We start from the raw sequence: 15910 nt of genomic DNA, 5'->3' as shown, positions 1-15910 counted from the left end.
GTCACGCCTTTATATTGGATACTTTGCGAATCATCAGGAAACCTACCGTCATCAGCAGCAGCACCACGGCCACCAGGACCATGCCGGGAACCGTGAAAATCGGCATAATAAATCCTTTAAACACCATATTGAACACAACGATCAGGAAAACGGGCATTAACGCCAGCGTAAGCGCAATATAACGCGATTCCGCTGTCTGGTTGCTAATCTCTTTGTTCATGCGCTCGCGCTCCTCAAGCGTTTTCGCCAAGTGGTCAAGCGCTTGACCCAGATTGCCTCCTGCCTGCCGCTGCACGATGATCGTCTGCGTCAGCAAGCGAATGTCCTTGCTGGTAAAACGCTCATGCACGCGCTCCAACACCAAATGCAGCGTCGTACCCATTTTGAGCTCCCTGGACATCGTTTGAAACAACAATCCCGCTGGCGGCTTCAGCTCTTTCGCTACGATATCAATTCCTTGCTGCACGCTCATGCCTGCGCGAATGCAGCTTGACATCATGCGGCATACCTCGGGAAGCTGCCGGTTAATCAGCTGGCTGAACTTGCTGCTTCGGGATTTGAGCCATTGCTTCGAGCCCCAATTGGTCACAAAGTAAGCCGCAAGCAGATTGTATGGCACACCGAGTCCCATCATCCGTTCTACGAGTATGGACAGCACCGCCCACAAAACGAACAAAATGAGCACCCAATCAAGCGGGCTCCGCATTACGTTGGAGGCAGTCAAACGATCCTCTAAGCTCCGTCCATACTCTGTTTGCTTAAAACGGAGAGTGAGCCGATGATACATTCCCCGCGAGGCTTTGGCCTCCTCCGTATGCAGCTCATCCAGCTTGCGTTTTAGGCCGTTCATCCGTTTGCGTACGCTGCCAAGCTCATAGATGCCAAGCGTGCCAAGCGCTACGGTGAGAAATAAAACGATGCATAACCATAGCTCGTTAGACATGGGTGATGTCCTCCTGGCCCGGGGCAAAAAAATCAATGCCAAGGTCATATCCGTAGGCCTTCAGCTTCTCGTAACATTTCGGGACGTAGCCTGTGGTTTCATACCGTCCGATGCTTTTTCCGTTCGCGCTCGTGCCTGTTCTCACATAGCGGAATATATCCACGAGCTTCAGCTCGCCCGCTTCATCCACCGCCTCGGCAACCGATACAACCTTTCGCGAGCCGTCAGACAAACGAAGCGTTTGAACGACGATCTGGATCGCGGCAGAAATGAACGGCCTGACAACCTCGGCCGTCATCGAGGTATTGCTCATCAGAATCATCGCCTCCAAACGCGACATCGCATCGCGGGGCGTATTGGCATGAATCGTCGTCAGCGAGCCTTCATGGCCGGTATTCATCGCCTGCAGCATATCCATCGCTTCTCCGCCGCGCACCTCGCCGACAATAATGCGGTCCGGCCGCATCCTAAGCGCGTTGCGCACGAGATGGCGGATCGTAATTTCGCCGCTTCCCTCCATATTCGCAGGCCTTGCCTCCAAGGAGACGCAGTTTTTGCGGCCCAGTCGAAGCTCTGCCATATCCTCGATCGTAATGACGCGTTCTCCGACGGGAATGGCTGCGGATACCACGTTCAGGAGGGTGGTTTTCCCGCTGCCTGTACCGCCGGAAATCAGAATGTTCATCTTTCCGGCCGCCGCCGCCTCAAGAAACTCGGACATTTTTTTTGACAGCGATTGGAATTCAAGCAGGTTGTGCATCAAGTACGGGTCCTTCTTGAACTTTCGAATGGTCAGCACAGGTCCGTACAAAGCAATCGGAGGAATCGCGGCGTTAATCCGGCTGCCGTCTTCCAGCCTCCCGTCGACAAGCGGCGAGCTTTCATCGATCCGTCTGCCGATCGGCGCGACGATCCGGTCAATAATATGGCGGATATGCTCTTGATTTTTGAACGATATGTTCGACAGCGTGATGGTGCCTTTTTTCTCTATGTACACTTCATTCGGACCATTTACCATAATCTCGGTAATATCTTCGTCCTGCAGCAGCGGCTCGAGCGGTCCATAGCCGACCGAATCATTGAGAATCATATCCAGCAGCTTGGTTTTGTCGAGCTGCGTAATAATGACCTTCTCCTGCTCCAGCATGTCGGTGATCAGCTTCTCGATCGTACGCCGCTTCTGAAAGTTGGGAAGCTTAATTAATTGATCCAGGTTCGTTTCTTTCAGGAGCCGTTCCTTGTAATGGTTAAATAAGTAGTCAATATAATCCTGGGCCGTCTTTTCTATTTTTGGCGAATCCTCAAGACGACTGCTTAGCTGATGGAAGATGGACACGGTTCACGCCCCCTTCTTGCTTGAGCAATGCTGCGGCCAGAGCCATGTAATCCTTCGCAGGGCCTTTAAGTCCCTTCACCTTCTTCTCGGTCAGAAGCGGCTTTCCAAGATTCATAGACGTTTGCACGTTGCGCTTTACGTCCTCTGACAGGACGCCGACCACAGGAATCGTCGTCATCTTCTCCAGATTCTCCAGCGTGACGTCATTTTTCTTGCTGTGCCTGTTCACCACAATGGAAAGCTTCTCCTCGTGGGTCAAATGGTATCGTTCCAAAATATCAAAAACGCCCTTCATCCGCACAATCGATGGCCGGTCCAAATGCAGCAGATACAGCACGCGGTCAGCCTGGCCCAGCGCGCAGATCGAAATTTCATTGAGCTCCTTCGGCAAATCCAGCACGATATAATCAAAATGCGCGCGGCAAGCAGCGAATAAAAGCTCGATGTCCTCGCCTTTGAAATTTTCAGCCTCCTGCGGGTGAGCCGGTGACAGCAGCAGATTAACATCTGAAGGGGCCAGCTTGTACAGGACATTATCCAGCTGGCTGTATGTCAATTCCTTTAGCACGGACTTTAAGTCGCCTAAATTTCGCTCGAACTGTATGTCGAGATATTGCTGCAAACCGCCGAATTGCATGTTCAGGTCGATGAGCAGGACACGGGCACCGGACTGAATCGCGAGCCCTTGCGCCAAATTAATGCCTGCCGTTGTCGTACCCGAGCCGCCTTTGGCGCTATACAGAGCAATGACCTGGCCGCCTTCCGAGCCTGTCGAGCCGGGGACTTTGCTCCGATTCCGGTTGTCCGACGTTTGACGCACGGTTTTATCCAGCAGCAGTTCGAGCTGCCCAAGCTCCTCCGGAACACGGAGCACGTCGGATACCCCGCAGCGGTACAGCTCGCGTATCTGCTCGAAGCGGCCCTCGCGCGACATGAATATAATAGAAGCGCTGCTGTTCACTTTTTTTAATTGTTGTACGATTTGCGGAACGCTCATCTCCTCGAGAGGTTCAGCAAGGAGCACGACCCGCGGCTCCAGCGGATGAAGATGCATGTAAGCCTCTCTTGGCTTATCAATCGTTTCTCCAATGCTCAGGTTAAGAAAGTTGACATGCTGGACGAGCTGCTGCATCAGGCGGCTGTCATCCGTAATGATCGATATTTTGGCAGTGTTCACAGGCTTATTCTCCTCCCTTCGGCGGCGTAACGGCAGCTGGCGCCGTCGGTTTTGCTGACGGCTTGGCGCTTGCGGCAGCCGCAGGCTTAGCCGTTGGCTTGGCAGTCGGCTTCGGACTTGCGGCGGGCTTCACTGTGCCGGCAGCTGCTGCCGGATCTGCTGCGATAGGCTCGTCGGTCTTTGGCGTCTCTTGGGAGGCTTTCGCATTGCCTGTTTTGAGCAGGCGCACCTCTTTGCCATAATTAAGCGCCCATATCAAGCTCTTCGTATCGGCAAGCTTCAAGAGGACGCCCACGGCTACCGTCTCGTCTCCGCTTTTATGGACGCTGCTTACCGTCACCCCTTTGAGGAGCACCTTCGTCGTTCTGCGGTCCGCCGCCGCTTCCTTGGCACCGCCCTCTTGCTCGTAGGAAACAAGAATATCCACTTCGTCGTATGCATCGATTTGATCATCGAATACGGACATGGGAGCGCGAAGCATAACCTGACGGTACTCGCCCGACACGAGACTGTTGTCTCTAAGCATAACTGAGGTGATAACCGCCCCTTTGGCGATCGGTACCATCGATACCTTCCCAACAAGCTCCGCTGGAGATTGGATTAGAGACTCCAGCATATACTTGCGGGGAATTTGCTCTTCCGTCAGCAGGTCCTCGGTTATGAGCTGGCCCGCGGGAATGTTGTTTCCCGCGACCTGGACCATCACCAGTTCTCCCATGCTTTCTTTCGTTTCCTGCATATACGTGGAGAATAAAATAACCGCGACCAATCCAAGCGCAATGGATACGAATAATAATAAAAATGCGCGTCTTTTTGACTCAAACATAAATTCCCAACACCCCTGGCCCTAGTAATAAGACGAATCTCTTCTCTCTTTTCATACTTATGTATTTCTGGTTGTTCGACGGCCTCCATCAGTAAGCCAAAGCCATGATAAGCATAGCGCTGAAAGCGATAAAGGGTGCCATCGGCAGCTCCTTCACTTTCCGTTTTTGAGGCAGCAGCTTCTGCAGCACAATTATCGGCCAAGCGATAAAGGCCGCAGCCAAAAAAGTAAACATAAACACCCAAATCCCGACCGACCAGCCTAAGCCTGCGCCGATCATCATAAAAAGCTTGATATCCCCGCCGCCGAACTGCCCTTTGCTGACCACCGCGACAAGCAAGGCGATCCCTCCCAGCCCGGCTGCCCCCGCGAGCGGCTCTAGCATGGAAATATCCCTCGCTATGAGATGAATAACAAGAAAGGCCGCTGTACCCGGCAAGGTCACCCCATCATAAATCTTGCGGCTTCTTAAATCAGTGACGACGCAAACCAATAATAGACAGACTAACAGTACGATTAACGCCATTTGCATAGAACAAACATCATCCTGACTCGAACAGCAAGCAATTAATATCCTATTATTTAAATGATATTAAACACTTACATAAATTGGAATTTTGAAAATGGACGCACCACTATCTTTGATCTATTAAGCACATTGAGACAATATGAAACACCATTCCTGAAATTTCTTTTAAAAAAAACAAAAAAATACCTCGGGAAGAAAACGCAAATTCTAGTGTAGCAGTGACGCAGTCGGCAAGAAATAGTCTGGATGCATCATCCTTCCCCCGCGAAAAATAGGTCCATTTTCCGACTCCAAACCACAAATAAGTGATGTTGGTAATATTTTCTTAGTACTACTTGATCAAATTTCTATTTCTCAAATTCTTATCCCGCTCCCTCTTCATGACTAAATAAAACACAAATGACCCACAAGAGGGTCACTTTTTTCCAAAGCGTCCTTCTTATGGGTCACAGATTCAAAGTTGACGACAGCGCATCATTAATAGGGTTAAATAGCCCAATTTCCTTTACGGAAGATCGGTACGACCTTGCCGTCCTTCGTAATCCCGTCGATATCCATCTCAGCCGAGCCGATCATGAAATCGTTATGTGTAATGCTAGCGTTGACGCCGCTTGCTTCCAGCTCTTCCGGGGACATCGTTTTGCCGCCCTCAATATTAAACGCATAGCCGCTGCCGATTGCAAGGTGATTCGAGGCATTCTCGTCGAACAGCGTGTTATAGAACAAAATATTAGACTGCGAGATCGGCGACTCATGCGGGACAAGCGCAACCTCTCCCAGATAATGCGAGCCCTCGTCAATATCGACCAGCTTCTGCAAAATCTCTTGGCCTTCTTCCGCCTCTACCTTCACGATACGCCCGTTCTCGAAAGTAAGCTTGAAGCGGTCGATAATGTTGCCGCCGTAGCTAAGCGGCTTCGTGCTTGAAACGTAGCCGTTCACGCCCGTTTTGAGCGGAACCGTAAACACTTCCTCCGTCGGCATATTCGCCATGAAAGGAATGTTGCTTACGTTTGTACTGCCCGCAGCGACCCAAATATGCTTCTCTGGCAGCTCAATCGTGAGGTCCGTGCCGGGAGCGGTGTAATGCAATTTTTGAAAATGGTTCTGGTTCAGCGTCTCGCCTTTGCTATGTAAGTTCGCATTATGCTCTTCCCATGCCTTCACCGGATCTTCCGCATGAAGCCTAACGGAATCAAATATCGCTTTCCAAAGCAGCTCGACGGCTTCCTCTTCGCCTGCCTCCGGGAACACCTTCGCTGCCCATTGCTTGCTCGCAGCCGCCACAACGGTCCAGCTTACCTTGTCGGCTTGGATCGCTCTGCGGAATTCCTTCAGCCCTTGGCCGGAAGCTTTCTGGAAGCTCGATATCCGGCTGGAATCGATGCCTTTCAGCAAATCCGGGCTCGAGGATACGATCGAGATAAACGCCGCGCCGCGTTCCACGAACGAATTGCGCTTGCCTGTCTCCCATTCGGGAAACCTTGTAAAAACTTCGTCTGCCGCCTTCTCGTATTTCAATCTGGATAACGAATCATCCGTCCAATCGACATGCACGTTACTCGCGCCTGCCTCGTAAGCTTTGCCCGCCACCAGCCTGACTAACACGGCTTGATCAACGGCCCCAGTAATGAATACCTCTTGTCCCTGTTGCACGTTCACGCCTATTTTTACGATTAATTGTGCATAAGTATCTAAATGATGTTCAAATCCGCTCATGATATCCTTATCTCCCTTCATGAATGCCTCTAAGCTCATATATGCTGTCGTCTAAATTGTATCGAATATACAAGCCCACAGTCAAATGACGAAGCGGGCATAAAACAAAGACCGCTCCCCTGTCCAGCCGGAGAGCGATCTTTGTTTCAGGTCCCGTAAATCACTTTATTACCGACCACACCATCTTCGCAATTTCGGCACGCGTAACGTTTGCCTTTGGCTCGAAACGGTTACCGCCTTTGCCCTCAATAAGTCCCAGCGCTTGCGCCGCTTCAATGGACTCGCGCGCCCATTGCGACGCTTGATTCAAATCGGCAAATGCTTTGCTTTGCAGCGCGCTTGCATTCTCGGCATTCACAACATCATGCAGCCTCATCAATATAGCCGCTGCCTCTTCGCGCGTAATCGTTTCATCAGGCCGGAAATGTCCCTGGTAGCCCGTAACCAGTCCAAGCTCGGAAGCCTTTTGTACATAAGCTGAATAATATTTGCCGGCTGCGACGTCGGAGAAGGAAGCCGCTTCGGCTTTCAAATCAAGGAAACCTAAAGCCTTCACCGCAATAACTGCGAAATCTGCGCGTGTAATCGCTTGGGCAGGAGCGAAATGATCCGCATCCACGCCCGTTATCGCATGCTTTGCCGCCAATTTGGCAACGAATGCCTCTGACCAGTGTCCAGCCACGTCCACAAACGATTTCTTATATTCAAAAATGGAATAGCTGGAGAAATGATTGGTAACAAAAGTTACCTGATTCCCCTTAAAGGTACCCGGCATGTATTCTGCCTTGCTGCCGTTCAAATAGTATACGCCAGCATAATCCGTATCCAATGCCGCCAGCTCTGCAGGCGAGATGGTTCGTGTCACTTTGATCGGCTGTTCAAAGAGATGTACAGATTCGATTTTTCCGGCGCTGTCGACTGCATTCAGTTCCAACGTGTACACCATTCCGGTCCCCGTAAGACTCTTATCCTGTCCCAATGCACCTGCAACCGCTAATTTTGTCTCTTCCGTCTCTTTTACATTCACAATCAATTGAACGGCGCTAGCTTCTGAAGCAGTTTCCGGAAGGGCCCCGGTCGGAATATCCAACGTTACCGCATTCGTGACGATACGGAGCGGATGACTGCTTTGCTGCAAAGCACGAATGCCTTCTCCGCTCAGCTCAAGCTGGTTCTCGCCGCCGGCAAGAGCCGCAGCCGTAAGCTTCACTTCAATAACCGAGCCTGCCGCTGCGGCGTTAATCGCTTTTTTGATCGACTCCGCATCCAGCTTGAAGGCTCCATCCTTGTCGGCTTCAAGCGTGATAATGCCGGTAGATCCACCCGGCTGCCCTGGATTCGGCGTCGGTGTTGGCGTAGCCGGTACGACCGCTCCGGTGCGGAAGCGCCAAATATCCGAGCGCCCGGCTCCGTTATGGCTATCCTCTGCTATCGCATACCATTCATAATCCGTTTCCCCGCTCAGCCCGCTCCACTGCGTCGAAGCCGCTGTCCCGCTTTCTGCTTGGACCGTCTCTCCGATTTGGTTGCTCGTGTAAACGCGGACGCCGAAATAATCCGTCGCAACCCGTTTGTTGGCTGCTCCCAAATCCAAATCCAGCGAAAACTCATCCTTGCCGGGAAATTCTTTCGGATCGTAATAATTATAATCATCCAGTGTCGGTGAATAGGTTTTGATGTGCATTTTATTATTTTTCATATCAAACTGCATCAGTCTGATATAGCCAAGGCCGCCGTCCTCCGCGCCTTGATAGTCGGCAAGCATCTGGTACACGGTGCGATCCGTGACACCGTCCCCGTCATCGTCTATCGCGTCCTGCTTCAGCTCCGCATCATGATAATGGCCGGACAAGGTAGCAAACACGTTTTTGTTCGGCAATACTACCCGCTCATACACTTTATCCGCAATGGGCGCGCGGTTGCCGGACACAAGCAAATATTCGTGAAAAGCCAGAATGGCTTTGCGGTTCGGGTATTGCTTTACTATTTTATCCATCCAGTCAATCTCGGCGTCGCCAAGGCCCCAGCCCATATACACGATAATGAAATCATTGCCGCCGGCCGATACGAGATCATAATGCCCCATATTGTTATTGTAGGACCCTCCAAAGGTCGGTTGATCCTTGAACCGATCCTCGCCGAACCATTTCCAGTAATCCAAGTAAGAGCCCTTCTGATGATCGACGTCATGATTGCCGGCTAACACACCGTAAGGAATTTTGGCATCATCCAGCACCTTCATGTTTTTGTCTGCTTCAAGCCATTGATATTCCTTATCCGATTCATCTACGATATCGCCTGTATGGATGACGTATTTGATTTTGTACTCATCCAGGTTATCGCGAATCCAGGCCACGTTATCACGGTAATATTGGAAATAGGTCTCGGAATAATACTGCGTATCCGACATCCAAACGAAGGAAAAGTCATAAGGATCGTTGGATTCCGCTACCTGGTCCTGCACCATGACTTGAATATCGTTTCCATTTCTATATTGGCCGGCTGACACTTCTGCGCCCAGCTCGAAGTCCTCATTGCCCGCCACGATCGTGTCCAGCATTTCCCACTTATTCGCAGCAGGATTCCATGCGTACAGGCTGACCATACGTCCCTCAAGCGATTTGCCTTTCCAGCTTACCTGGACCAGATCCGTATCCTTTACCGACGGATCGAGTGTAATCGCAAAACGCTGGTAAGGAAATTGCTCCGTGGAATCGTCGATTGCGTATTGACCATCAATCTGGCTTATTGCTTTGTAATCATCCTCGGCAAAAGCTTTCTCGCCAGCCGGCGCCATTTCCTTCGGCGGCTCTACATCTGCGGCATTGCGATAGGCTTTGAAGCCTGTTTTTGCATTCGCGTCGTATTTGAAGCCTTGAAAGAACATGACCTTCATGCTGTCGCCCAGCGGGTCCTTCACATTTACGGACAGCTTAACCGAGCTGCCGAGGCCTTGCGTGTCCTGGATAGGAGCAGCAAGCTCAGGCGCAAGCGGGTTCTCATCAGGAACCGTAAAATGGACCACTGCTTCCGATCGATTTCCTACCTTGTCCGCTGCTTCAACCTTAAAGGTATGCGCGCCCGGCGTCAGCTTGCCTGATGAAGTCGCGTAAGGCAGCGTAATTTCTTCACCATCCAGTTGAGCGGTAACTTCCTTCACGCCGGCAATCGCGTCGTTAATCTCTGCCTGAATGGCGAAGCTGCCGCGGTAATCCTTTCCTTCTTCCAATGAAGGCTGAATGACTGGCGCTGTGTTATCTACCATCACCTTACGGCTGATCATTTCCGCAGCACTGTGGCTTACCGCAACCGTGTGCTCGCCATCCGCTGTTTCCTTCGTATTCCACACGTAAGCCTTCGAGCTTAGCTTGGCACTCGGAATCGCAAATTTAAAGTCCAGAAATTCATGCTTGCCCGTGCTGTCGCCCATCTTAATCGATGCTGTCTTGGATGCGAAAGCAGGATCATAAATTTCCGTGCCGTCGGCAAGCACGAGGCGCACGTTTCTCACCTCGAAATCATCCTTGTTCTCCTCCGGGCGTTCGTCGAATGGCCCTGATTTCGAGCCGGCATAGATGGACAATACATTCTCGCCCAGCTTTAACCGGTCCGCAGAAACCGGAATGGATAGCGTTGACCAGGACGGAATCGGATCAAGGAACGTGTGCATGATCTCCTTGTCCTGTACGACCGCATTTTTGAAATAATAATCCGCTCCCTGAACCTCGAACGCAAAGTATGCATCCCGTTCAACCGCGTTGTACGTGCCGGCCGTTACCTCTGTTCCGTCAATGGACAGCGCAAGCTCGTCGGCCGCAGCCGTTTCGCCTGTTCCCCGCAATATTTTGGTGCCCGCGATGACATCTCCGTCCGCTGCATTAAGGCGCAGCGCGGAACGGTCCCCGCCGCCAAGAATAGCGACTTGCTTCGGCTGCGTCGACACCGTATGGGTTCCATCGGAAACCTCAAAATAATACTCGATAGATTTCCGCCCGATCAGCTCAGGCGAAAACAGCTTTTGGTGATACAGGCTGTCATCATAGCTTTTTGTCAAATAGCGTTTCGTATATTCGGTTTGAATGTCGGATTTGTAATACAGAAGAACCGTTTTTACCAACTGATCATCCATTGCGTCGCCAACGATTTCGAGCGTCTTGGATTGATCGATTTGAGAGTCCGCCGTTAAATCCGCAATATTCGGAGGCGTGATATCTTCTGCAATATGCACAGGCTCAGCAGGAACTTGTCCTGCAATAAGGCTGCCAGGCGTAGCTGCGGTACGGCCCGGGCTGTATTTGATCATCGTCGCGGTGCCGTCAGCCGGATATTTGTAGAAAATCCCCTTGTCTGCTTTGGTCTCTTCGTCATTATCATAATAAGCGGCCGTGATTTCGATGCCGCTGTTCGTTGAGATGACCATGGCGCGTTTCCCGCCATTTGCCATGCCGTCGCTGTAAAGCTTGAATAGATTTACGCCTTCCACCAGCTGCGTACCGCCGTAATTCGCATTAAAGCTAGCAGCTGTTGCCTCGGTATTATAGCTGTTAATGACCCAGAATACGACCGTCCCGCCCGCTGGAATTACTGCGTCCTCTTTAGAGGACGGCCAAATAACGTCTGCAGCCGGACCGGAGTCCGTATAACGGTAACGAATTTTGTAGTCCTTCAAATTGATCGGCATATCCGTATTATTGTATACCTCTGCAAATTCATAGCCATCCCCGCCGCCTATATTCGTCGAATCGGGAACCAGCTCTGTTAACAGAAGCACAGGCGCTTTCTGTGCATCGAACTTATCAATATGGACGGTAATCGGATATTCCGCTGTTTTTACTTGATGAACGACGTCGCTGGCCTCTATATAATAGAGCATCGCTGCCTCAGCAGCAGCCGCTTCGGGAATAAAAGCCTTAAAGCTGCCGTTAGAATAAACGAGCGGAGCAGCCGTGAATGAAAGTTGCGATACCGTTTTGTAGTAGAGAGTCGCCTGAAGCGTCGACGGCTTCTCGTCCGTTATCGCTGCGGTGACTTCCATGCCGCCGCTGGTTTTCACAGCGTTTACGTCAGTTACAGCCGGCGCATCGTCGGTTGCTTCCGGCAATGTTACCGTTTCGGCCGGAAGCTGCTCCGGCGAGTTGGCGCCTGGCGTTGCAGCAAGCGTACCCGGCTTATCCAGCATCCGCATATTTAGGCTGCCATCGATGGGATAAGCATAAAAAATACCTTTATCAGCGACCGTCTGCGCATCCGTCTGATAGGATGCAATCGCGATATCAAGGCCTGCGCCGTCTTTTAGCACCAAATCCCTGGCTGAACCGTTAGCCATGCCGTCGTATGCCTTTGTACGGAACAAATGCTCATCCAACGCCAGCGTGGTGCCGAACCTCGTATTGAAATCATTTGCCGTAAGGCTGCCGTTTAGAGTGTTTTGCACCCAGATGACAATCGACTGACGCGAAGGAATAAGCGCAGCCTCCGTCGTTTCAAGAGCCCAAGCCACATCGCCGCCTGGTCCTTTGTCCGGATAACGGTAAGCAAGGCTGTAATCCTTGAAGTTAATCGTTTTGTCCGTATTATTGTATACTTCTATGAATTCATAAGCATCGCTGCTTTGGCCTTGCACATTCGTGCTGTCAGGCAAAAGCTCGGTGATCAGAAGCGGCGGCACCTTGCTGAAATCAAATTCATCTATTCGTACAGCTACCTCGTAAATAAGCGTTCGTACTGTCTCTATGCCGTCCGTTGCTTCAATATAATAGCTCAATGCGGCTTCGGTAAGCTTTTCCTTCGGAATAGCCGCTTGGAAGCTTCCGCTCTCACCTGTCATCGGCAGGTTTGTAAAAGCAGCGTCTGACCCGTTCTTGTAATACACGCTTGCCGTTACCGTATTGCCTTTCGGCTGGACAATACTCGCGGCAATCGTCAGGTTTTCTTCAAACGATGCATTCGTTATGGGCGTATGCGTGATGACTGGCGGCAAGTTAGGCTCTCCAGGAACCTGTACGGGATCGACAGCCCCGGGCGTTGCCGCTTTGGTGCCCGCACCTGCCATCATGACCATGTTTACCGTTCCATCCGTAGGATATGAATAAAAGATGCCCTTATTTTCTATCGTCTGATCATCTCTTTGGTAGGAAGCAACCGAAATCACATTGTCTGCCTTATCCTTGATTATCAGGTCCCGCGGCGCGCTGTTATGCAAGCCGCCTTCCGTTTTCACTTCAAACAAGGCTGTATCCTCCACTAAGGAGGAGCCGTAATTCGCATTAAATTGACTTACCGTAACAGCCGGGTTCAGCTCATGAATCGTTTTCCCTTTCACCCAAAATACAACAGGCTTATGTGCAGGTATAATAACCTCTTTATCCGTCGACAGCGACCACGGAATATTTTCTTCGACATTTGACGAATTAACATAGTGGTAGATTAAGCTGTAGTTTTTGAAATCAACCGGCTGGTCCGTATTGTTATAAACCTCTATAAACTCGTAAGCATCCGCGCCGCTAACATTTTTGGAGTCTGGCACGATCTCCGTAATCATAAGAGCCGGCGCGGTGTTCGGCGTTGAACTTACTGCCTCATCTGCAAAGCCTGGCTGCGCAACGGCTCCGAATAACATTGTCATTAAGGTTACAGCCGATATCCACTTACGTATGGGTCTAGTCTTGGCTTTCACTTGGTTAACACGCTCCTAAATATAGTTTCAATCCTTTAACGGGCACAGAAAATCCAGCAGAGCCACTTGCTGCTCCGCCTATTCGCTGCTGTCCACATTTACGGTTGAATGGATCTGCCGTGAGTTTGTTGCACCCGAAATTTGCTCCTTATCATCTCTCCCCGTTATTTCGATTGTTACTGTACTCCGATCTTATAACGGCTCATTTTTTTTGTGTATCATCGTTTTTTTGGATTGTTGCCTTTTCTTACGAATAGGCATTAACAATGGAAAAACCAGTCTATACGGGCACTTTTCCTGCTTCCTTCGCATCGGCCTTTACAAAAAAACAAAAGAACGGGCATACCTTTACCTGCTTGCGTGCAGTAACATAAAGAGTGGACCAAGCTCATCCAACATTGCCCAGACCCCTTGCTGAAAGGAGCATACCCCCTTGGCTTTCCGACGTTATTTCCTATCACGTTCGCTGTTTATTAGCAGCTTGCTTTGCTTTTTATGTATCATCGTTTTGTTTTCGCTGTTTAACGGCGTTAGTTTTGTTTTTTTCAAATCGAAGCTGAAAGAAGAGATTATCGCATCCCATCGGATGCAGCTGCAGCATACCGCAAAGAGCTATGCCAACCACTTTTCCAGGCTGGAAACGCTGCTCTACAATAAGTATGCGAATAAAGAGGTTCAGAGCTTTAACCGGAAAACCCAGATGCTTGGTGATCCAAAGATCGATGACTCCCAAGCCATAAAAGTAGCAGCGCTGCTCCGTCCCGATGCAGAGGATCCGCTGTTTTATTTGGAGAGCCTGATCATCCACTTTGGAAGCAATGATTATGCCGTCGATCAAGATGGCAGCAGCAGCGCGCAGGATATGTTCGGAAGAGCGTACGTGAGCCGTGATTACTCCTATGCTTTTTGGCAAAATCAGCTTCAAAGCGGAAGCTCGCTCACACTTTTGCCCGCTATGTCCTATAATCGCTCTATTGAGTATTCGCGCAGCAGCATGCTGCTGCCGCTCGTATTCAAGCAGCCCGGAAGCCAATACCAAATCATTGCGCTGCTTGATATGGATAAAGCGCAGCAGGCATTCTTTGGCGATACGTCAAACCGAACGTTTACGATAACGGATCATAACGGCCAAATCCTGTACAGCTCCGGAGGAGCTGCTGCCGCTGAAATCCCCGCATTCGGCAATAAAAGCAACCAAGCGGTAGATGGCCGCTATTGGTTAGAGACAACCGACGCTAACGGATTGCATTATTATACCGGCGTCCCGGCTGCAGAGATTACATCGCAGCTGAGTCAGTGGAACCCCGCCGCAGCGACTATGCTGGCCCTGACTATGCTGATTGGCATTGCCGCTTCCATTCTGTTCAGCAAGCAGTTGGAGCGTCCCGTGAAACAGCTTATCGCGGCTGTCACGAATCGGCGTGTTGGGAAGGGGCGAAGCCAAATGGAGGAGTATGCTTTTCTCGATCGGAGCATTCAGGAGCTCCTGAAGGAACGCGAGGAAATGCAGGCCAAAATAACCAAGCAGCGCTCGATTTTAACAAACTTTGGTTATATGAGCCAAATGAAAAACATCAACGGGGATATGGTGGAGCGGGAGGACTTTTTTTCCATGCATGAGAGCTATACCGTGGTGCTTTACGAGCTTCGTTTTCGAAGCGCCGTACTCAGCGAGCTTAATAGGAGGCCTGAGAATGCCGCGATTGCTTTTCGTGAGCATATTCGGCTCATTGCGCTTGAGCATTGTCCCGGCTCACATACCTTCCAAATGGAGAAACATCAAATTTTATCGGTGATTAAAGATAGTGAGAAATCAGAAATAGAGGCCATGCTGCGGAAGCTGAAGGGAACGCTGGATCTTAAAAAGCATTATTGCTTGGTAACGATCGCTGTCAGCGCGCGATTTAAGCATCCGTCCCAGCTCGTGCATGCATACGAGCAGGTGCTGACGCTTGCCAGGCAAGCCCAGCTTCGGGATGAAACCCAGCTTATTCGGGAAACGCGCGAAATACCTGAGGCCCCGCGATTAACCGCTTCGCAGGAGCTGGAGTTAGCCGCCGCCATCCAAGGCGGACAAGCAGCCGCAGGCAGCCGGCTCCTGAATACCATGCTTGACGAAATGTATGACCGCGGATCGGCTGCCTTGCATTACGAGGATTTCGCTGAGCTTTTGTTTGCGAAAGTGGCATCGCTCTTGGAAGCCGAGCGGATTAATGCGAGCCAATCATGGTCGATCAAGCCGGTCCAATACCGGCTTGCTGCCTGCCGTACGCTGGCGGAGTATAAGGAGGCGTTCTGCCGACTCGTTGAAGCGGCCGCCTTATTGGTGAACGAGAATCGAACCGACGCTGTCGATCCGATCACCGCCAGAGTGATGGAAATCATTGAAACCCGGTTCAATGAGGAGCTCTCGCTTGACTACTTGGCCGATACGCTAAACATGTCCAGCGCCTACTTGTCCGCCTACATCAAAGATAAAACGGGCACGAACTTCAGCGAGCATCTAAACAGCTTGCGCGTAGCGAAAGCAAAGGAGCTGCTGGCGGGTACATCATTAAATATTAATGATGTAAGCCGGCAGGTTGGGTATCACAATATTACTTCGTTTAATCGAATGTTCAAGAAAGGCACGGGACTTGCGCCGAGTGAATACAGAAAGCAGTTTGTATTGGAGCGGCGAATCAGCTAGCTAAGGAAACGGTTA

General features: G+C 50.7%; 8 protein-coding genes. 1 reads left to right on the top strand and 7 read right to left on the bottom strand.

Features of this window, described 5'->3' with window-relative positions; all coding sequences use genetic code 11:
* Nucleotide 1 precedes the first annotated feature (1 nt).
* From ACN6MW_RS18880 to ACN6MW_RS18850, 7 genes are all read right to left on the bottom strand, one after another.
* On the bottom strand, nt 2–943 hold the full coding sequence (locus ACN6MW_RS18880) for a type II secretion system F family protein (RefSeq protein ID WP_419871589.1): 942 nt from the start codon (nt 941–943) through the stop codon (nt 2–4).
* Entirely contained in the window at nt 936–2279 is a 1344-nt protein-coding gene (locus tag ACN6MW_RS18875; RefSeq protein ID WP_419871588.1) for a CpaF family protein, read from the bottom strand. Before ACN6MW_RS18875 ends, ACN6MW_RS18880 begins: the two co-directional genes overlap by 8 nt.
* On the bottom strand, nt 2245–3456 hold the full coding sequence (locus tag ACN6MW_RS18870) for an AAA family ATPase (protein WP_419871587.1): 1212 nt from the start codon (nt 3454–3456) through the stop codon (nt 2245–2247). The genes ACN6MW_RS18875 and ACN6MW_RS18870 overlap by 35 nt, the downstream gene beginning before the upstream one ends.
* A gap of 4 nt (nt 3457–3460) precedes the next feature.
* Nucleotides 3461–4282 carry an SAF domain-containing protein gene (locus tag ACN6MW_RS18865; protein WP_419871586.1) on the bottom strand — a complete coding sequence of 274 codons (822 nt, stop codon included), beginning with the start codon at nt 4280–4282 and terminating at the stop codon, nt 3461–3463.
* Nucleotides 4283–4370: 88 nt separating this feature from the next.
* The gene (locus ACN6MW_RS18860; protein ID WP_419871585.1) at nt 4371–4814 is read right to left on the bottom strand and encodes a prepilin peptidase; all 444 of its coding nucleotides are present in this window, start codon (nt 4812–4814) and stop codon (nt 4371–4373) included.
* 483 nt (nt 4815–5297) lie between these two features.
* Nucleotides 5298–6530 carry an aminopeptidase gene (locus ACN6MW_RS18855; RefSeq protein ID WP_364154196.1) on the bottom strand — a complete coding sequence of 411 codons (1233 nt, stop codon included), beginning with the start codon at nt 6528–6530 and terminating at the stop codon, nt 5298–5300.
* 160 nt (nt 6531–6690) lie between these two features.
* Entirely contained in the window at nt 6691–13206 is a 6516-nt protein-coding gene (locus ACN6MW_RS18850) for an S-layer homology domain-containing protein (protein ID WP_419871584.1), read from the bottom strand.
* A gap of 433 nt (nt 13207–13639) precedes the next feature.
* Here ACN6MW_RS18850 and ACN6MW_RS18845 point away from each other — a divergent pair, with 433 nt between their 5' ends.
* Nucleotides 13640–15895 carry a helix-turn-helix domain-containing protein gene (locus ACN6MW_RS18845; protein ID WP_419871583.1) on the top strand — a complete coding sequence of 752 codons (2256 nt, stop codon included), beginning with the start codon at nt 13640–13642 and terminating at the stop codon, nt 15893–15895.
* Nucleotides 15896–15910 lie beyond the last annotated feature (15 nt).

The sequence above is a fragment of the Pristimantibacillus sp. PTI5 genome, assembly GCF_048572955.1.
GTDB lineage: Bacteria > Bacillota > Bacilli > Paenibacillales > Paenibacillaceae > Pristimantibacillus.
This window is presented reverse-complemented; position numbering and strand designations above follow the sequence as displayed.

Coding starts and splice junctions, on each gene's coding strand:
- ACN6MW_RS18880 (WP_419871589.1), bottom strand. CDS start 943: ATGTCTAACGAGCTATGGTTATGCATCGTTTTATTTCTCACCGTAGCG.
- ACN6MW_RS18865 (WP_419871586.1), bottom strand. CDS start 4,282: ATGTTTGAGTCAAAAAGACGCGCATTTTTATTATTATTCGTATCCATT.
- ACN6MW_RS18860 (WP_419871585.1), bottom strand. CDS start 4,814: ATGCAAATGGCGTTAATCGTACTGTTAGTCTGTCTATTATTGGTTTGC.
- ACN6MW_RS18855 (WP_364154196.1), bottom strand. CDS start 6,530: ATGAGCGGATTTGAACATCATTTAGATACTTATGCACAATTAATCGTA.